The 15,970-nt window shown below is 40.6% G+C and carries 25 protein-coding genes; 7 read left to right on the forward strand and 18 right to left on the reverse strand.

All coding sequences use genetic code 11. The annotated features are described in order from the left end of the window. Nucleotides 1-354 precede the first annotated feature (354 nt). Nucleotides 355-558: a SlyX family protein gene (locus PVV57_RS06960; protein WP_273719088.1), complete on the reverse strand. Its 204-nt coding sequence runs from the start codon at nt 556-558 to the stop codon at nt 355-357. Nucleotides 559-1,495: 937 nt separating this feature from the next. Between PVV57_RS06960 and PVV57_RS06965 the strand changes: the two genes are divergently transcribed. Beyond that, nucleotides 1,496-2,653, forward strand: coding sequence for a site-specific integrase (locus tag PVV57_RS06965; protein WP_273719089.1), 1,158 nt, complete (start codon nt 1,496-1,498; stop codon nt 2,651-2,653). A 130-nt stretch (nt 2,654-2,783) separates the two neighbouring features. Here the strand turns inward: PVV57_RS06965 and PVV57_RS06970 are convergent, their stop codons facing one another. The 4 genes from PVV57_RS06970 to PVV57_RS06985 are packed head-to-tail and all read right to left on the reverse strand — an operon-like array spanning nt 2,784 to nt 4,011. Continuing rightward, nucleotides 2,784-2,996, reverse strand: a complete 213-nt coding sequence (locus PVV57_RS06970) for a hypothetical protein (RefSeq protein WP_012230750.1) — start codon at nt 2,994-2,996, stop codon at nt 2,784-2,786. Beyond that, nucleotides 2,989-3,192 carry a hypothetical protein gene (locus tag PVV57_RS06975; RefSeq protein ID WP_273783712.1) on the reverse strand — a complete coding sequence of 68 codons (204 nt, stop codon included), beginning with the start codon at nt 3,190-3,192 and terminating at the stop codon, nt 2,989-2,991. The genes PVV57_RS06970 and PVV57_RS06975 overlap by 8 nt, the downstream gene beginning before the upstream one ends. Then, nucleotides 3,125-3,352 (reverse strand): hypothetical protein, encoded by a 228-nt coding sequence (locus PVV57_RS06980; protein ID WP_273719091.1) that lies wholly within the window; start codon nt 3,350-3,352, stop codon nt 3,125-3,127. Before PVV57_RS06980 ends, PVV57_RS06975 begins: the two co-directional genes overlap by 68 nt. Next, on the reverse strand, nt 3,349-4,011 hold the full coding sequence (locus tag PVV57_RS06985; RefSeq protein ID WP_273719092.1) for a lysozyme: 663 nt from the start codon (nt 4,009-4,011) through the stop codon (nt 3,349-3,351). Before PVV57_RS06985 ends, PVV57_RS06980 begins: the two co-directional genes overlap by 4 nt. Nucleotides 4,012-4,117: 106 nt before the next feature. On the opposite strand from PVV57_RS06985, the gene PVV57_RS06990 reads away from it, so the two are divergent. Further along, complete coding sequence (locus PVV57_RS06990; RefSeq protein WP_012230755.1) at nt 4,118-4,441, forward strand: type II toxin-antitoxin system RelE/ParE family toxin; 324 nt, start codon at nt 4,118-4,120, stop codon at nt 4,439-4,441. A gap of 11 nt (nt 4,442-4,452) precedes the next feature. Further along, nucleotides 4,453-4,764 (forward strand): DNA-binding protein, encoded by a 312-nt coding sequence (locus PVV57_RS06995; protein WP_120101720.1) that lies wholly within the window; start codon nt 4,453-4,455, stop codon nt 4,762-4,764. A gap of 53 nt (nt 4,765-4,817) precedes the next feature. Here the strand turns inward: PVV57_RS06995 and PVV57_RS07000 are convergent, their stop codons facing one another. The 3 genes from PVV57_RS07000 to PVV57_RS07010 are packed head-to-tail and all read right to left on the reverse strand — an operon-like array spanning nt 4,818 to nt 6,050. Next, nucleotides 4,818-5,096 carry a hypothetical protein gene (locus PVV57_RS07000; protein WP_273719093.1) on the reverse strand — a complete coding sequence of 93 codons (279 nt, stop codon included), beginning with the start codon at nt 5,094-5,096 and terminating at the stop codon, nt 4,818-4,820. Continuing rightward, complete coding sequence (locus tag PVV57_RS07005; protein WP_273719094.1) at nt 5,093-5,854, reverse strand: phage antirepressor KilAC domain-containing protein; 762 nt, start codon at nt 5,852-5,854, stop codon at nt 5,093-5,095. Before PVV57_RS07005 ends, PVV57_RS07000 begins: the two co-directional genes overlap by 4 nt. Further along, complete coding sequence (locus tag PVV57_RS07010; RefSeq protein WP_273719095.1) at nt 5,847-6,050, reverse strand: Arc family DNA-binding protein; 204 nt, start codon at nt 6,048-6,050, stop codon at nt 5,847-5,849. Before PVV57_RS07010 ends, PVV57_RS07005 begins: the two co-directional genes overlap by 8 nt. A 75-nt stretch (nt 6,051-6,125) precedes the next feature. Here PVV57_RS07010 and PVV57_RS07015 point away from each other — a divergent pair, with 75 nt between their 5' ends. Continuing rightward, nucleotides 6,126-6,350 (forward strand): Arc family DNA-binding protein, encoded by a 225-nt coding sequence (locus PVV57_RS07015; protein ID WP_273719096.1) that lies wholly within the window; start codon nt 6,126-6,128, stop codon nt 6,348-6,350. Here the strand turns inward: PVV57_RS07015 and PVV57_RS07020 are convergent. The 9 genes from PVV57_RS07020 to PVV57_RS07060 all read right to left on the reverse strand — a co-directional run bounded on the left by PVV57_RS07020 (nt 6,297) and on the right by PVV57_RS07060 (nt 13,488). Further along, the gene (locus PVV57_RS07020) at nt 6,297-6,854 is read right to left on the reverse strand and encodes an antA/AntB antirepressor family protein (protein ID WP_273719097.1); all 558 of its coding nucleotides are present in this window, start codon (nt 6,852-6,854) and stop codon (nt 6,297-6,299) included. The genes PVV57_RS07015 and PVV57_RS07020 overlap by 54 nt on opposite strands. A gap of 305 nt (nt 6,855-7,159) precedes the next feature. After that, the gene (locus PVV57_RS07025; protein ID WP_273719098.1) at nt 7,160-8,470 is read right to left on the reverse strand and encodes a phage late control D family protein; all 1,311 of its coding nucleotides are present in this window, start codon (nt 8,468-8,470) and stop codon (nt 7,160-7,162) included. Beyond that, nucleotides 8,467-8,691 carry a tail protein X gene (locus PVV57_RS07030; RefSeq protein ID WP_039760481.1) on the reverse strand — a complete coding sequence of 75 codons (225 nt, stop codon included), beginning with the start codon at nt 8,689-8,691 and terminating at the stop codon, nt 8,467-8,469. Before PVV57_RS07030 ends, PVV57_RS07025 begins: the two co-directional genes overlap by 4 nt. Next, on the reverse strand, nt 8,688-9,068 hold the full coding sequence (locus PVV57_RS07035) for a phage tail protein (protein ID WP_273719099.1): 381 nt from the start codon (nt 9,066-9,068) through the stop codon (nt 8,688-8,690). The genes PVV57_RS07030 and PVV57_RS07035 overlap by 4 nt, the downstream gene beginning before the upstream one ends. 5 nt (nt 9,069-9,073) lie before the next feature. Next, nucleotides 9,074-11,374, reverse strand: a complete 2,301-nt coding sequence (locus PVV57_RS07040) for a phage tail protein (protein ID WP_273719100.1) — start codon at nt 11,372-11,374, stop codon at nt 9,074-9,076. Further along, nucleotides 11,371-11,442, reverse strand: a complete 72-nt coding sequence (locus tag PVV57_RS10535; RefSeq protein ID WP_081485993.1) for a GpE family phage tail protein — start codon at nt 11,440-11,442, stop codon at nt 11,371-11,373. The genes PVV57_RS07040 and PVV57_RS10535 overlap by 4 nt, the downstream gene beginning before the upstream one ends. A 38-nt stretch (nt 11,443-11,480) precedes the next feature. Continuing rightward, on the reverse strand, nt 11,481-11,768 hold the full coding sequence (locus tag PVV57_RS07050; RefSeq protein ID WP_273719101.1) for a phage tail assembly protein: 288 nt from the start codon (nt 11,766-11,768) through the stop codon (nt 11,481-11,483). A 2-nt stretch (nt 11,769-11,770) separates the two neighbouring features. Next, nucleotides 11,771-12,277 (reverse strand): phage major tail tube protein, encoded by a 507-nt coding sequence (locus PVV57_RS07055; RefSeq protein ID WP_273719102.1) that lies wholly within the window; start codon nt 12,275-12,277, stop codon nt 11,771-11,773. Next, on the reverse strand, nt 12,277-13,488 hold the full coding sequence (locus tag PVV57_RS07060) for a phage tail sheath subtilisin-like domain-containing protein (protein ID WP_273719103.1): 1,212 nt from the start codon (nt 13,486-13,488) through the stop codon (nt 12,277-12,279). The genes PVV57_RS07055 and PVV57_RS07060 overlap by 1 nt, the downstream gene beginning before the upstream one ends. A 391-nt stretch (nt 13,489-13,879) precedes the next feature. Here PVV57_RS07060 and PVV57_RS07065 point away from each other — a divergent pair, with 391 nt between their 5' ends. The 3 genes from PVV57_RS07065 to PVV57_RS07075 all read left to right on the forward strand — a co-directional run bounded on the left by PVV57_RS07065 (nt 13,880) and on the right by PVV57_RS07075 (nt 15,715). Further along, entirely contained in the window at nt 13,880-14,455 is a 576-nt protein-coding gene (locus PVV57_RS07065; protein WP_273719104.1) for an antA/AntB antirepressor family protein, read from the forward strand. Nucleotides 14,456-14,705: 250 nt separating this feature from the next. Next, nucleotides 14,706-15,440 (forward strand): antA/AntB antirepressor family protein, encoded by a 735-nt coding sequence (locus tag PVV57_RS07070; RefSeq protein ID WP_273719105.1) that lies wholly within the window; start codon nt 14,706-14,708, stop codon nt 15,438-15,440. Then, nucleotides 15,437-15,715 carry a hypothetical protein gene (locus PVV57_RS07075; protein WP_273719106.1) on the forward strand — a complete coding sequence of 93 codons (279 nt, stop codon included), beginning with the start codon at nt 15,437-15,439 and terminating at the stop codon, nt 15,713-15,715. Before PVV57_RS07070 ends, PVV57_RS07075 begins: the two co-directional genes overlap by 4 nt. A gap of 46 nt (nt 15,716-15,761) precedes the next feature. Here the strand turns inward: PVV57_RS07075 and PVV57_RS07080 are convergent. Beyond that, nucleotides 15,762-15,970, reverse strand: a 209-nt coding sequence (locus PVV57_RS07080; RefSeq protein ID WP_404977244.1) for a transcriptional regulator, incomplete at its 5' end; no start/stop codon positions are given.

The following is a 15,970-nucleotide window of genomic DNA, read 5'->3' on the forward strand; positions in this document are numbered from 1 at the left end:
TATCTCTCAATATGCCCAAGCCCATTTCGTGATGTAAACCATAAATGATATAACGGCAAATCCATTCAGCACCTCTAACTTTACGTTAGTCAAGTAACAAGCCGATACCATTACATTCCTTGCCAACCCTAAAATGTTGCTACAGCCCTTGGTACTCGAGATGATTCATAAGAAGCATTTTTAGCTCTTTCTTAATAGTTTTTTATCTACCCGGGCCCATCCTGCTTGTAACGTGCAAAAGATACGGTTTTGACTTGTTCAATATGAGGGAGATTTAAAAAGAGGGGATTTACGGTATTCAAGATTTTAATTCAAGTTGAATAACGATAAATTATTATAAATCAGCATGTTGCTTTATTTATAAATTGGCAAAATAATAGTTTCAGTAAGGCTTTGCTCTTCTAAATCTGAAAATCGTCTCGCTAAAACATCAACTTTTTTAGACATCTCATCCAAACTTTTCCATTGATCAGTGACCACACGAGAAAGCTCCTCAATGAATTTTTCTTGGTAAGCTAGCTTCGTTTCTAGTTCTATTAGCCGATTTTCATCCGACATGATTTCGACTCCATTTTAAGTAAAAAACATGACTAATTTTATTAACCCTCTTCCTTTTTCTTTCTATAAAATTGAAAAGTAACTCAACTAATTTTACGCGTCTTATTTTCACATTATAGCTCTTGGCTCTGGATGGTTCATAAAACGTTTTCTATCCACATGCTAGCCACCCTTGTGGTGTGCAAACCAGTGATTTTAATTGATTAAATATAAACAAATTTTAAATGAGAAATCTACGATATTCAGGTTTTCTCATTCAACATACAAAACAATAAATTATCATTACAAATCAATACATTGTATATTTACAAAGACTTAATGTAAATTTAAAAAACTTTTATAAAAACACGTGTTTTCTTTGATGTTCTCAATAATTTTGTAGTGAAGGCTTTGGCATTTCTTAGAAAGAGTAATTATCCCGTGGGTAACTTTGATACAGATAATACCATTAATATGACGCATATCATCAAAAATTTTCGGGACAAAATTAACGTTGAAGTATAATAATTTTAATGAAATTAGAGATATTTCTTGAGAATTCATCTTGTTAGAAACTAAAATATTTTGAGTGTCCGAATCAACTAACATCCCTCGAGAAGAAGTCTTAACTTACAGTAATTAAGAGACATGTTGGAAAATCCTATTCCCTCACTTTTATTTTAGTGCCCTAACCCTTTAAAAAACCTAAGAAAAACAATAAATTATTAGAAATAAAAAAGAGAGTGGTGCCCAGGCGCGGCAGACAGGGCTTTAGCAACAAGAATCAAGTTATGTAAATATGTGCAAGAGCTATTGATGTCTATAATTTTTTATGTTCCAATAAAAAAATTAAGAATTAAAGAAAAAATCTCAAATCAAAAAATTAAGGTGGTCTAAAAGGTGGCCCCAAAAAGGTGGACGAGCAATGTGTGAAAAGGTGGACGAGAAGGGAAATTAAGTGAGGGGGATTCATAGGTTATCAGCATTACTTGTCAAGTCTGCTTCTCAAGGTAAGTATTGTGACGGGGCAGGATTATGGTTGAATGTTCGAAAAGACAATACGCGCTCTTGGTTCTTTCGTTATACATACCATAACAAACGCCGTGAAATGGGGCTTGGTCCAGTTGCACAACTTTCTCTAAAAGAAGCGCGCGAACTTGCCAAGCATTATAGTGCTATTCTCAGAGAAGGCAATGACCCTATTGTCTTTCGAGAACAAACTGTCTTAAAACAGCAAAGCAACATATTCAGTGAGATTGCAACAGCGGCTTTTGAAAGTAAAAAAGCAGAGTTAAAAAATGAAGGCAAAAATGGGCGTTGGTTTTCTCCGCTGGAATTGCATGTTATTCCACACATAGGCAGCCTCTCTATAGAAAAATTAACGGCTAATATCATTCGCAATGTTCTTGCTCCTCTTTGGCATGAAAAAGCAGACACTGCACGAAAAGCACTTAATCGTATTAACATTTGTTTGAAATATGCTGCGGCTCTTGGTTTGGACGTTGATCTACAAGCTTGTATGAAAGCACGCGCCCTTTTAGGAAAAGCCCGTGCAACATCAACAAATATTCCTGCTATGCCATGGCAAGAAGTTCCGGCATTTTATCAAAGCTTGGATGATAAGATTCTTTCAAATTTAGCACTGAAGTTGCTTATTTTGACTGGAGTACGGTCGTATCCATTGCGCTATTTGCGTCTTGAACAAATAGATAAAGATATATGGACTATACCCAAAGAAAATATGAAGGGCATTGTAGGAAAGGTTTCAGATTTTCGCGTGCCATTGAGTGATGAAGCTTTAAAAGTGATTGAAAAATCTCTCCCCTTTGAAAAAAATGGTTTTCTCTTTTCTGGTCTTACCGGCAAACCAATTTCTGATGCAAGCATGGCAAAATATATGACAGTTTGTGGTTTGACTTATCGCCCCCATGGTTTTCGTTCCAGTTTACGTGACTGGATAGCAGAAACAACGTCAACACCCTTTGAGATTGCCGAAACTGTTCTTGCGCATTCAGTTGGGAGTTCAGTGACAAAAGCTTATATGCGGACAGATTTTTTAGAACAACGCCATGCTCTCTTGGAACAGTGGGCTGCATTTATAACAGGAGCGACCTAAGGGGATCAAATTGTTAATGTTTTGAAAACCACTGTTTGAGATGTGTAAAACGATATTATCTCTCGCATCTTTGAGACGTGCTAAATTGATAATTTATTTGCTAAACAGTTTCGCACGTTTCAGAGTGTATTTAGAGTCGGATATTTGGTTTTTGTGTAAAAATATTTTCTACAGCATCTATAAGACGTGAAAAATCAAGTGCTAATAAGAGTATAATGAGTACAATCCATTTCGTATAACGTGACATCACTTTTATACTTTTGTAGGTCATGATGATTTCTTGAAGGATTTCTTTTTCTCCTTCTGTAAGCTCTATATCGTCTTGTGTTCTTTTCCTAGCCATGTTTCCACCCACACACACGTTCGCCCTGCTTGTTATGCTTTAAGATCTCTCTTGCTAAGCTCGAACTGATGACGTTGACATCTTTTCTCTCTAAATAAATTGGCAACCAACCAACACAAGAGACATACTTATTTGTCCCGCAACCAACGAGAGAGAGCAGCACGCACATCAGCATCACTTTTCTGATTAACTTCATTTTCCACCTCCAGTCGTGTTGTTGCTGCCTTTAAGGTTTTTTCTGTTTGCTTTTGCTGTTCTGCCTTTTTCCCAAGGGTGAAAGCTTTTGCCAAAGCTATAAAAAAAGCGGCTAGAGCCGCACCTGTTAACAGCAGATTTCTTTTCATCCATAAGATCATAAACGGTGTTCCTGAAAACGTTTAGCAACAAAGAAAATGCCAGCACATGCGGCTAAAACCATGATAGTGGCGAGCGCCCATTGCACTGGACCATTGCCGGCTAATAAGCCGCCAAGTCCAGAAAAAGAACCAATGACTGGAGCAAGAGCTTCGGCTTTGAAAAGCCCGGTTGGCGCTTGCGTTTCTACGGTTTGGTAGTTAGAGGAAACAAAAGCACCTTTCGCCCATAATCCTGCTTCAGCTGCACGCCGATGTACAAGACCTTGCAAGCATTTACCACCGGCTTTGGTCCATTTCTGTAATTCGGTTGGGATTGCTTCATATTCACCGTTATTGAGTTTTTTTAATAGGGTCGAATTGCAAAAAGCTGTTGTTCCTACATTATAGCAAAAGGAGACCAAGGCTGCGAATTGTTCATCCGTTAAGGGAACTTGAACCGCTTGTTCAACGGCATTTTCAAATTGTCTTAAATCTTGGCAAAGAAGTTCTTCAGCTTGTTTTTCAGTGATTGCCATGCCTTTGTGAACAAAAGGTTTTCCGGCATTGTTTGTATGTCCATAACCAATGGTCCATACCCCAATGGCATCTTTATAGGCATTCAAACGCAAGCCTTCCCATTGTTTAATCAGTGCTAGCCCTTCTGGTGATATTGTTCTCATGTATTGCTCCTATAAAAAAGCCCCACACAAGGCGGGGCTGAGTGAAAATCTAAAAATAAATTTCTTTCGCTCTTGACAAGCATTCGTTTATAAACGAATATACATTATGTTTGAAATACGTCACTACCTTACCTCTGATGGCAAAGACTTGATAGCCGATTGGCTGCGAAAGCTCCGTGATGTGCAGGCTAAAACTGCAATTATTCGCCGTCTTAATCGTTTAGAGCAAGGAAACTTTGGCGATTTCAAGCCGCTTCGTGATGGTGTCTATGAACTGCGTATGAATATTGGTCCTGGTTACCGAATTTATTATGCTCAGTCTGGAAAGACCGTATTATTGTTATTATGCGGTGGTACCAAAAAAACACAAGACACCGATATCACTCGTGCATGTGCTTGTTGGTACGATTGGCAAAACCGTGAAGATTAAGGAGTGCAAAGATGAAAGACCGTAGCCATGATGATGCAATGGCAGAAATATTCCATAATGACCCTGAAGTAGCAGCAGCGACCCTTGATGCAATCCTAGCAGATGGTGACCAGGGGGAACTGCTTGTAACACTTCGTCAAATGGCAAAAGCCTATGGTGGTGTTCAAGCTGTTGCCAAAGCAGCCAAATTGAATCCTACGCAACTTTATCGTACACTTTCAGAAAAAGGCAATCCAGAGTTCCGTAGCCTAAATGCGTTACTGCATACCATGGGGTTGCGTTTGGCTGTACAACCTCTTGAACGACCCGTTCCACACGTTTAATCTGTATTAACCACCTCCCCATTTTTAAGAACGAGGAGGGGTATATATTTTACTTAAGCAACTTTTCTAATGGGGTTCTCAAAATTTGGTTCATAAGCGCGCAACAAAGGTTCCATGCTATGCGACAGTTCTGAATCGCCAAAATCTGTTAAAACTGTTAAGATTTTAAGTATACTTGGCATCTCATCTTGAAGTTTTGAAATCAAAGCTTTTTCTATGACAGTCATAGTATCAACCAGAGCAGTACAATCTTTATCATTCATATTTTCATGTCTAGAAAATTGAGATAATGCTATCCATAAATCACATAAGAAGTTGGTATCTATCTTCATTGTACACCTCCATGGATTTGTTCTCTTAAACATGCCAATCCTCTAGATGTGATTTTAGTTGAAGGCAGCACCTTCTCTGTTCCGTCCGGTCTTTGAATGGTGATAGCAGGGCAATCCATGAATCCTTTCTTAATTTTCTCTTGATAAGGTAACAGAGGCGCCCCTGGAGCACGTCGATACACCCAATCATGTTTACGCAAGTAATCCGTTAAGTCCTTAGGTCGTACCTCTAACATCTTTGCTGCTTCAATAAGACCAAACAAACCATCAGAGCGCTTTAAACCATCCAAAGCTTTTGCCTTTGGTTCTAATTTAGCAATGATATTGTCTTTCCGCTCGTTTTCATCTTTTAAATGCGTTAAGACACCAAGCAATACTGCTGGACTGGAGTAGTCGATCGATTGAACATAGGATTGCTTTATCTCGCCCCTACGCCATGCAACAAATAACTTAATAAGCATATAACGGACTTGAGAAGATTTTTCTGTATTCGATAATGTCGCAATCAATAACGCCTGCTCTTCGTTAAGCCAATATTCTGTTACGTTATTGCCCTTTATTACGTGCGCCACAGTGGCGCACCTCCCAAACCGTTCTATTTCTTGCATATTTCTTGTAATTAATTTTCTAACGTCACGTGTACGAACAAACCCTAATTTTTCTGCTAAGTCCACATCGCGAACACGAGGCTCGTTTTCAACTTCTCGTAATTTGATTAATTTGTCTTTATTGATAGGTAAGTATGTGCTATTATTCATTGTAATTGACCTCTTTCAGGTTAGTTAGATGTAAAGCGTTAGAGAGAGTTTTTGCGGACTTATGCTCTAGCGCTTTTTCTTTTTTGAGAATGTTAATTATTTCAGATGAAAGAGAGCGATCATTCTCAGTTGCCCGATTAAACAACCACTCCTTTAATGTACGTGGCATATTTATTTTATATTGGATCGTTTTCATTTTACCTCCATATGCACATATTTAGTACCATAAAGGTACCTTGTGTCAAGTGTATTTTAGGTATATTTTAGGTGCATGACAAAAAAAGATCGTGTGCAATTTAAATTTCTCATTCCAATTGAACTGAAAAATCAATTGGAAGAGCTTGCTGAAGCAAATCATCGTAGCCTTACGGGTGAAATTCTTGCTCGTTTAGAAGATTCTATCCGCACTACCGTTACATTAAATCACTTAATGGCAATGAATTCAGAAGATCTCAAAAAGCTCCTTGAACAACCACTCGTGAATAAAAAACAATAAGATGCCACATATAGCCCCATCAGAACGCTTTAAGCCATCCAAAGCTTGTGCTTTTGGAGTTAGTTCTGCAATCACATGATCTTTCTGTTCGATTTGGCTTTGTAAGTGATTCAAGACACCCAGTAAGGCTTCGGGTTTGGAATAATCAACTTGTGGAGCGGCTATCTGTGGAGTAGCGACTTGTTTTGCACGTCTTTCACATTCGATAAAGTATAAACGAGCTTCTCTACCTTTTTTATTGTTCTCCACCATAGAAAGCTCTTTAGCTACGCTTAAGCTGAGAGCATAATCTTTGGAGGGACGTCCACCTTGGAGGTTTTCGCCAAAATTGGTGAAAACTAAATAATCCTGATTTTCTAATAAATTATATTTATTGATGCGATCTTTAATCCAATTGGAAAAGTCTCGTTTTGCCTCTAAGAATGTGTGTAGATTACGTGCATTTACTGTTTGAACAGTTTCCTGTCCAACAGTTTGTTCCGATATCGGAATAAGAGTATTCATAATGAATTCCTTATGGTTAGATGTTTGTTAATGACACTCTAAAAAAGAGTGCCGGGCGCTAACAAACACGGCCATAAGTCCGTCGTTACACTTTCCCCGCAAGGGTATTGTATAGCGTAACCACACCCGACAATATTATTATACGCATGTAGCATATAATGAGTCAAAGTCTTTAATGTATAGAAGACTGATTATTTCGGTAACCAATCCGCTTATGGTTTAAGGTGTTCGTTAGGCACCTGATTCGAAAATACACATTGCATAAATAATGTCAAGCAACTTTCTATAATTTTTTGATATTTTTGCTAATTGATATCCTCTTTATCCATATGGATTACGCCTTCGCCTTCGTCGCATGCGTTTGGTGGGGCGTTTGGATCAAGGGTATCATCTTTGTCTGGTGTTGTGTTTGCAACGTTTCCAGCCGCATCTTCTTGGGTTTCATCAAAAAGTTCACAATCTATTTTTGTGGTGTAACCACCTGTTTTATCAAGCTTGTGTTTAACGCTTTTGATACGCCATTCTGCTGGAATATAGGGGCGGAAAGGGGGCTCTTGAACAAGCTTTGCTTCTGCTTGCACAAAGGGATCACCTCCGATATCACATGAGAAAGAAGATTTGCCACGCGATGATTTATTGCGATAAGCCGCAATAGCCGCAACAGCTTCTGATTGATTGTGGTAGGTGTATTTGAGTTCATGAAACGGTGCTTGACCAACCTTGACTTCCTTTTTTTCACCACTGCGGATATCATGATAGCTTGCGATAACACCGCCTTTTTTCTCTTCTTCTTGCTCTTGATTTTCAGGTGTTTTGGCTTCCGTCTCTTCTTTAGGCAAATTGGGGGCGTCACTTTCATCCATATGGATAACATCTTCGCTGTCATCAACGTCTTCTGGTTCTCGTGCATCAGCGGCGGCTTTTTGGTCATCTCCTGCATCTGTTGCTAAGCCATTGGCGGCACCTGCTTCATCGCGTGCACTGTATTTAAAATCCCAAGAGGTACATTGTTTTTCATGGATGACAACGACGGGCAGTGTTTCACCGGTAATGGCTTTGCCTTCGCCCCGTTTAGCTAAAACAAGCTTGCCATCAACGGGTTTTGCTACCGCATCATAGTCTTCTGCAAGGCGTGTGGCAAAAGCCATATCGCTTTCAGAAGTTTGGTCAATGTGACGCACAACAATTTTTGCAAGAGCAGGGTCAACTTTTGCTATATAGCCATTGCGCTGTGCTATCTCTTGAATAATATTGCCAAGGGTTTGTTGGTGATAGGATTGGCTTTTGGGTGTTCTATAAGACGTGTTCATAGAGGCGGCGCGTCCTGTCACGCTTAAACTTTGTGGGGGGCTGCTTACAGAGATTTCATCAATCAGATAGGCGCCCATATCGCGGTTTTTGCCGCCTTCATAGCCAAGTGTTACGGAAATGATTGTTCCAATGAGAGGAATATCAAGAAAGCCATTGTCGCACTCACGGGCGCGGTCATCAAGTTCTATGGTGATGCGGTCACTTTTGTCTTCTGCTTCATCGGTAATTTCAATCGACAAAACATAGTCCATCAGCGTTCTTGTGATGTCCTCTCCATTTGCCATCACTATGCAAAAAGGTTTCATGATTGACTGCCCCAAATTCTAATCACCGGTGTGGCTTTAGGATAGGGGAGGGTTGGCAAAACGATTGTGATGCCTGCTTTTAAAATGGGTCCATAGTCTGCAAGACCAAAATTTGCTGCATAGACGCGTTCAACAGCAAGAGCTTGTTGACCCTTGGCATAATATCTCCAGCAAATGGCATCAACCATATCGCCTTCTTTTGTCACGTAAAGATCACTCATAGCTCTTCACCATATTCTCTCAATTTTATTGTAAATTCTTGTTTTTTGGGGGAGCCGTTTTGGTGAAAAATGCTTTGTTTTTCCTCTACGGAAAGAATGACAAACTTGCCTAAAATCTTGCCTTGACCCGTCACAAGGATATGAGGACCATTATGCGCCATTTGTCGCAAATATTCGATTTGTCCGTGACCGCCTTTAAAATCTGGATAGATCACACCGGTTAAAGAAAATTCCGCATTTGCAAAGGCAGGCAATTGAAGTGCTGCTTTGCGCCCCAATCGCCCTTGTTCAACCCATGGAATGCCATAAGACATATCAAGGGTTTGATAGGCTGCCGTTTCAATGGAAAAGATAAAACCACCCAAAGCTAACATCATGATGTTTAATCCGAAAGGCTAGAGGCTATAGCCAAGCGTTGCTGTTTGGCATAGCGTTCAAGGGCTTGATTGACGGCGTTTCTGATTTCATCTTTAAGACCATTGGGGACGGAAATATTTAAATTTGAAATCATCACGCGGGCATCTACTTCTACCGGCTTATGAACGGTAATGGGCTTGGGAGCTTTGAGGGAACCCACTTTTGCATTTGGAGCTTCCATATGCCTTGTTTCAACGCCCCCTGTATTAAAACCACTCTTGCGTTTTTCAGGGGGGGTATTTGTAACCACAGCTGTATCGAGCATTTTTTTTGCCCGTGTATTGGTTTCTTCGGTAAAGGTTTTAATGGTCTCCGTTGAAGTTTTGTTGATTGAAACATTAAACCCTAACTTTTCTTTCATCCAGTTTGGCATCCAATTGGTTAATTTATGCATCATGCCGCTCAACCAGTCAGACAGAGCGTTCCATTTGCTTTTGATGCCATCCCAAAGCCCATTAATAAGATTGGAGCCTACTTCCATTAAATCGACACCGAACAGCCATTCAATGAGTTCATTGATTTTTTTCGAAATCCAAGAGAGTGGTGAAAAGTTTTTAAAGAGCGCCAAGAGGTTATTAAAAACATTACTACATAAGCTTGCAAAAGAATCCCATAGCTTGCTTATAAAGCTTATGACTGTGTCCCAATTTTTGTAGAGCAGATATCCGGCAGCAACAAGAGCTGCAATGCCGCCAATAATCCAGCCAATAGGTGTGGTCATGATAGCAACACCAAGCGATATAAAAGCAGAACTAACGGCAGTTATTGCTGAAATCAGTGTACCTACAAGAGTTAAGGCAAAACTGGCAACTGCGGAAGCAGCTGAGGCTAATGCTAAAAGCAGTGATCTTCCCAGAGTTGCGGAAAATCTAATAAAAGCTTTATCTGCTGTGATTATTTTTGAGAGCAGGGATTTTCCAAGGTTTACAGCCAGACCGGTAATTTTAGCACCAACAGAATTGAAGGCCGCAAGCACTGGTCCTGAAAGAGCGAAAGCAAGCCTGATAAAAACTGCGCTTACTATGGCTAGTGATGTAAGCAGCCAGCCATTGATTTTGTCCCAATTTTTGTAGAGTAAATATCCGGCAGCAACAAGAGCTGCAATACCACCAATGATCCAGCCTATGGGGGTTGTCATAATTGTGATACCAAGGCTAACAAATGCGGCTCCCACGGCTGCTAATGCGGCAATGAGTGGACCAAAAATGAAGGAACCAAGAGCTACAAGCCCCACCTTGAAAAGAGTTATTTCACCAATTAGAGGCTCTAGCCATTGGAACCAGCCTTTAATCCTCTCTGTAAGATCACTGATACCCTTTCTTAAATCAGAGGTAGGATTAAGCAAATCTTGCAAGACTTTTCTTAAGGTTTTCGCCCAGCTCGCAACGGTTGTTTGAATGAGGTCACGGTTTTCATCAATCAACTTTGAAAAACCGTCAACCATATCATTGATCACGGGCATGAAACGTGCACCAATAAAGCTCGCGATACCCCCTATTTTTTTCTTAAAGGCACCAAGCTTGTCACTTAAATCTGCGGCATAGCGTGCGACATCAGCACCTATCAGCCATTTTCCTTTTCTCGCCTTTGCAAACAGCTCTTTGATGGGCGCCATGCCTTGTGAGAGCATGGATGCCATCTCTTTACCATCTCCACCAAACAGTAAGGCAGCAATGTGCTGTCTTTGTGCTTGATTTTTCATCTTACTCATCTTGTCGGTAATTTCTTCCAACAAGACAGAAGTGGATTTGAGTTTTCCAGAAGTGTTTTTGACAGAAATGCCAAGCGCTTCAAAGCCCATCATGCCTCTTTTTTGTCCAGCATAGGCTTGTGCCGAACGCCTATTTAAAACCGCTAAGGATTGTTGAAAGAGTTCGGCGGAAGTGCCTGAATTATCGGCTGCATCACCCCATAATTGAAGTGATGCAACACTCATATTTAAATGGCGTGATGCGTGATAAAGACTATCCCCCAGATGCATGGTTTTCATGGTGAGGGCAGTTACACTTGCCACAAGCCCCCCACCAGCAAGCCCTAAAACACCGGTAAAGACCGAAGCACGACTTGCTGCTGTGCTAAGAGCACCTTGAACACCATGAAGACTTTTTGTCATGTTTTGTACAGCAGCAGAAAAGCGCGGAATACCCAAACTATGTGAGAGTGTTTTTGAAAGTGTATCGAATTTCTTTTGTATACGTTTAAGAGGCGTGGTGAGTTCGTCTTCAAGTGACAATTTCACCTTTGCATCAGCAACTTTTTCACTCATTTTGTCTTATACCTTTCTGCTGCTTGTTTTCGCCAGAATATGAGTTCTTGTGGTTCCATTTCCATCATCTCTGAAAGGGACCAATGGAACACAATGGCGATATCGGCTATGAGTTTTGCGGCGGTTTCCCAGTCGAGGTATCCCGCCGTTTGATAAAAGACTCCAAGATCTCTCCAATGCTTGACAAATCATTGATATCAAGTTCACTAATAGCCTCATGCGGCCATCCAGAAAGGCGTGCGATCATAGCGATTGTCTGCTCTATACCTTCTTTTTTGTCGATTGCTTGCAAATCTTTTGTTTTGGGGCGCTGTAAGGTAATTGTGGTGTGCTCTTTTCCTTCAAAGGCAATGGGTATCAATAATTTATGTGTAATGCTTGTTTGGACGGTCATTTTTATAATCCTATGTTTTCTCTGTGGTCTGCGAGTTGATTGACGCCATTGAATTTTCTGATGAGGTTGAGGACGTCTATCTCAACAATTTCAACGTCTTTCTGGACATATTTGAAATATTGCAATGTGAATGTTGCTGTAGAAGTTGCTTTGCCTCCCGGTTGCCATTCTGCCATTTCAAAGCCTTTGCAAAGTCCTCTCATGGTAATAACAACACCTTCTGCGGGTGTGCCTTGTGCTTGCATTGAACTGCGCAATGAGATGTCGACATCGGTGCGTCCCAACAGCGCCATTAATTCTGGTGAACAATCAGAAATGGTCATGCTCAGCGTGAGGGTTTCAAGACCAAGATCAACCTCAATGGAGCTATCCATGCCACCGCCGCGATAACTCTCAACGACCAAACTCAAATTCGGTAGGGTGACACTTTCACATTTTGCTTGATAGGGAATGCCGTCAACAAAAATGTTAAAATATTTCAAAACTCTTGGTAATACAGGGACTGTCATTAAAAGATCTCCTCTAGGTAATCATTGATGATTTGTGAACGGAACGTGATGTGTTCTGCGGGTGTTGTGGGCGTGAATTCCACATTGAAATAGACTCTGCCGCTTTCAATGGCGCTTGCTGTATTAAGCTCTAGATCAGGTGTACAACGCCCACCAAGAATAGCGCCTTGTGCTTTCAAATCACGCAAATAGGCATTAACGCTTTCACTGACATCATGCATGTAGGTTTTTTTGATATTGCGGTCGACAGCCCATAGGTGTCCGCGCAAAATAGCATCATTGATCATATCTGCGGTGCGCACCACGGATAAAAAAGCAAACTTTGTATCGCTTGAGAGTGTGCGATTTCCCCAAAGGCGATAGCCATTTTCGCGAATGATTGTTGTGATGTTTTGTTCGTTGAGAAGGTTGGCACGGCTTGATCTGTCACCAATGGAAAAATCAATGGGGCGCGCAGTTCCCACAATTCCATTGATCACTTTATTAGAAGGGGAATGCCAAAAGCCATGAGTAAAATCATTTTTGGCAATGACGCCAGCAACCGCTGCACTTGCGGGCTGTTCTATGATCTTTCCATCACGATTTACCTTTACAAACGGGTCAGTGAGAATAGCGCGTTTTGAATCAAAATCCTTTGCTGTGCTAAGGGCTGCTTCATCTGTTGTGTTTGGAGCATCAAGCACCACAATAGCGCGCAAACGCTCTGCAATGCCAATCAGTTCTGCTGCGACGGGGTTGGCAGTCGCATCAGTTCCGTTCTCTTCAATACCCACACTGGAAGGGCGCTGATGTGTAAAGCCTGGCGCAATCAGAATACGTGGTGTTTGTCCTAAAACAGATTGTGCTCCAATGAAAGCATGAACACCTTCATAAGCGCCATTTGCATTTACACCACCTAGAATATTGGTGAGTGTCGCATTTTCGTTGTCACCTTCTTGCACACGGATGACAACGACAATTGCGCCTACTTGCTTGAAAATAAGATCAAGGGCATTGGGTAATGTACCTTGACGCTTACCAGTTTTATCGAGTTTTGCGGCTTGTGAAAGAGAGCCCGCTACCAAAACCGGTGTGTTGAGGGGGAATGCTTGTTCATCGGCATCGGGTGCTGTGCCAACAATCCCGATAACGGCAGACTGAACCGCACGAAGGGAGCGGGTGCCGTCGTCAACTTCAACGACTTCAACACCGTGTAAAAAACCTGTTGCCATTTTATACTCCTTTGAAATATTGGCTAGAAATGAATGGGAAAATGAAGGGGATGATTGCTGTGTTTTAGGCGTCCAGCATTTATAGATGAAATTAACAAAAATATAGAAAGGTGCTTGACATTATTTATGCAATGTCTATTGTCGAATCAGGTGCCTAAGAAACACCTTAAATCGATAGCGGATAGATTGCCGACACAATCTCTTCTCCGCACATTAAAGACTTTGACTCATTATATGCTACATGCATATAATAGATTTGTCGGGTGTAGTTACGCTATAAAATACCCTGTTATGGGAAAAGCGTGACGACGGACTATGCACCGTGTTTTTGAGCACCCGGCACTTTTCATTGAGTGTCAATCAAAAACGTCTAACTGCATAGGAATTCATTATGAATACTCTTATAGAAATTAGAGAACAGGTTATTGATCAGGAAACTGTTCAAACTGTTAACGCGCGTGATTTACATGCGTTTTTGGAAATAAAGTCTGAATTTAGAAATTGGATTAAAAATCGCATTAAAGAATGTAAGTTTCTCGAAAATATAAACTTTATAACGCTTACTAAAAATTTAGTAAGCGGTGGAAAGGTAAAAGAATACCACATTACGTTAGACATGGCTAAACATCTTTCAATGATAGAGCGTAATGATAAAGGGCATGAAGCACGTCAATACTTTATCAAATGTGAACGGCTTTTGAAACAAGTAGTGACACCACAAGTTGACTACTCCAAACCGGAAGCATTGCTTGGTGTTTTGAATCACTTACAAAGTCAAATAGAGCAGAAAGATCATATTATTTCTGAATTAGCACCAAAAGCAAAAGCTTTGGAAGGCTTAAAACGCTCTGATGGTTTGTTCGGTCTTATTGAAGCAGCAAAGATGCTTGAAGTACGACCAAAAGATTTAACGGATTATTTTTATAAAAATATTACATTGCCACTTGACAATGTAGCAACAATATGAATAATCGAATCAGGTGCCTCAAAAACACCTTAAATACCAAGCGGACGAGCTACCGAGATAGTTTATTTTCCGCACATTAAAGGCTTTGACTCATTGTATGTTACACGCATATAATGACCTCGTCGGGTGTGGTTACGCTATACAATACTCTTACGGGAAAAGCGTAACGACGGACTTGGTACCGTGTTTTTGAGCGCCCGGCACTCTTCATTGAGTGTCAATCAAAAACGTCTATTACCAAGGAGTTCACATGAACACTCTTATTCCGATATCGGAACAAACCATTGATCAGGAAACTGTTCAAACCGTCAATGCTCGTGATTTGCACACATTTTTGGGAATCACATCAAAGTTTGCAGACTGGATTAAAAATCGCATTAAAGAATGTAACTTTCGAGAAAATATAGACTTTATAGGTTTTTCTAAAAATTTAGAAAAAGGTGGGCGCCCAAGCATAGAATACTACCTCACCTTAGACATGGCTAAACACCTTTCCATGATCGAACGTAATGACAAAGGGCATGAGGCACGTCAATACTTTATCAAATGTGAACGGCTTTTGAAACAAGTAGCTATACCACAAGTTGACTACTCCAAACCCGAGGCATTACTTGGTGTTTTGAATCACTTACAAAATCAAATAGAGCAAAAAGATAACACTATTGCCGAATTAGCACCAAAAGCACAAGCTTTGGATGGCTTAAAGCGTTCTGATGGTTTGTTTGGTTTGATTGAAGCAGCGAAAATGTTAGAGGTGCGACCAAAGGATTTAACAGATTACTTGCGTAAACATGATTGGGTCTATCGACGGGCTCCAGGGGCGCCTTTGTTACCTTACCAAGATAAAATCAAGAAAGGCTTTATGGATTGTCCTGCTATCACCATTCAAAGACCGGATGGTACAGAAAAGGTACTCCCTTCAACAAAAATCACATCGAGAGGATTGGCATGTTTGAGAGAACAAATCCATGGAGGTGTGCAATGAAGACCAGTATTGATTTTTTATGCGATTTGTGGATGGCGTTGTATCAGTTTTCTGATCGTGATGATATTGAAGATAAGGCTTTTAATACTCTCATTGAGACTATGGATGCAATAGAAAAAGCTTTAATTTTTAAGCTTCAAGACGAAACCCCAAATGCACTGAAAATTTTGGCAATGATTACAAATTTTGGAACTTTAAGACCACCTCCGATTATAGAGTCTTTGTTAAAATCTTACGAACCAAATTTCGAGAGCCCCATTAAAAAGGTTGCTTAAGTCATAAATTATGACTCATCTCCCCGTCTTTAAGGTGGGGAGAAGGTTACGAATGGCTATGTTCCATTTGCGCATTCATTTCTCTAGCTGTTAGTGTTGGAACTTTGCTAACATCTGTTTCCCGTTCTGCATGCCAAGCATCATAATTGGCTTGAAGCTGTAGCCAAAGGGCTGGTCTATTTCCTAACAATTTACCAATGCGAGCTGCTGTTACGGCTGTGACTGGACGTTCTTCTTTAAGGATACCGTGCAAGT

This window comes from Bartonella sp. AU15XJBT (genome assembly GCF_028618615.1).
Classification (GTDB): Bacteria; Pseudomonadota; Alphaproteobacteria; order Rhizobiales; family Rhizobiaceae; genus Bartonella.

Excerpts from the sequence above, each read along its gene's own strand:
- PVV57_RS07000 (WP_273719093.1), bottom strand. The coding sequence starts at position 5,096 with ATGAAGATAGATACCAACTTCTTATGTGATTTATGGATAGCATTATCT.
- PVV57_RS06980 (WP_273719091.1), bottom strand. The coding sequence starts at position 3,352 with ATGATCTTATGGATGAAAAGAAATCTGCTGTTAACAGGTGCGGCTCTA.
- PVV57_RS06995 (WP_120101720.1), top strand. The coding sequence starts at position 4,453 with ATGAAAGACCGTAGCCATGATGATGCAATGGCAGAAATATTCCATAAT.
- PVV57_RS07040 (WP_273719100.1), bottom strand. The coding sequence starts at position 11,374 with ATGAGTGAAAAAGTTGCTGATGCAAAGGTGAAATTGTCACTTGAAGAC.
- PVV57_RS07055 (WP_273719102.1), bottom strand. The coding sequence starts at position 12,277 with ATGACAGTCCCTGTATTACCAAGAGTTTTGAAATATTTTAACATTTTT.
- PVV57_RS07015 (WP_273719096.1), top strand. The coding sequence starts at position 6,126 with ATGACAAAAAAAGATCGTGTGCAATTTAAATTTCTCATTCCAATTGAA.
- PVV57_RS07025 (WP_273719098.1), bottom strand. The coding sequence starts at position 8,470 with ATGAAACCTTTTTGCATAGTGATGGCAAATGGAGAGGACATCACAAGA.
- PVV57_RS06990 (WP_012230755.1), top strand. The coding sequence starts at position 4,118 with ATGTTTGAAATACGTCACTACCTTACCTCTGATGGCAAAGACTTGATA.
- PVV57_RS07010 (WP_273719095.1), bottom strand. The coding sequence starts at position 6,050 with ATGAAAACGATCCAATATAAAATAAATATGCCACGTACATTAAAGGAG.
- PVV57_RS06975 (WP_273783712.1), bottom strand. The coding sequence starts at position 3,192 with ATGAAGTTAATCAGAAAAGTGATGCTGATGTGCGTGCTGCTCTCTCTC.
- PVV57_RS07030 (WP_039760481.1), bottom strand. The coding sequence starts at position 8,691 with ATGAGTGATCTTTACGTGACAAAAGAAGGCGATATGGTTGATGCCATT.
- PVV57_RS07020 (WP_273719097.1), bottom strand. The coding sequence starts at position 6,854 with ATGAATACTCTTATTCCGATATCGGAACAAACTGTTGGACAGGAAACT.
- PVV57_RS06960 (WP_273719088.1), bottom strand. The coding sequence starts at position 558 with ATGTCGGATGAAAATCGGCTAATAGAACTAGAAACGAAGCTAGCTTAC.
- PVV57_RS07050 (WP_273719101.1), bottom strand. The coding sequence starts at position 11,768 with ATGACCGTCCAAACAAGCATTACACATAAATTATTGATACCCATTGCC.
- PVV57_RS06985 (WP_273719092.1), bottom strand. The coding sequence starts at position 4,011 with ATGAGAACAATATCACCAGAAGGGCTAGCACTGATTAAACAATGGGAA.
- PVV57_RS06970 (WP_012230750.1), bottom strand. The coding sequence starts at position 2,996 with ATGGCTAGGAAAAGAACACAAGACGATATAGAGCTTACAGAAGGAGAA.
- PVV57_RS07005 (WP_273719094.1), bottom strand. The coding sequence starts at position 5,854 with ATGAATAATAGCACATACTTACCTATCAATAAAGACAAATTAATCAAA.
- PVV57_RS07075 (WP_273719106.1), top strand. The coding sequence starts at position 15,437 with ATGAAGACCAGTATTGATTTTTTATGCGATTTGTGGATGGCGTTGTAT.
- PVV57_RS07070 (WP_273719105.1), top strand. The coding sequence starts at position 14,706 with ATGAACACTCTTATTCCGATATCGGAACAAACCATTGATCAGGAAACT.
- PVV57_RS07065 (WP_273719104.1), top strand. The coding sequence starts at position 13,880 with ATGAATACTCTTATAGAAATTAGAGAACAGGTTATTGATCAGGAAACT.
- PVV57_RS07060 (WP_273719103.1), bottom strand. The coding sequence starts at position 13,488 with ATGGCAACAGGTTTTTTACACGGTGTTGAAGTCGTTGAAGTTGACGAC.
- PVV57_RS07035 (WP_273719099.1), bottom strand. The coding sequence starts at position 9,068 with ATGATGTTAGCTTTGGGTGGTTTTATCTTTTCCATTGAAACGGCAGCC.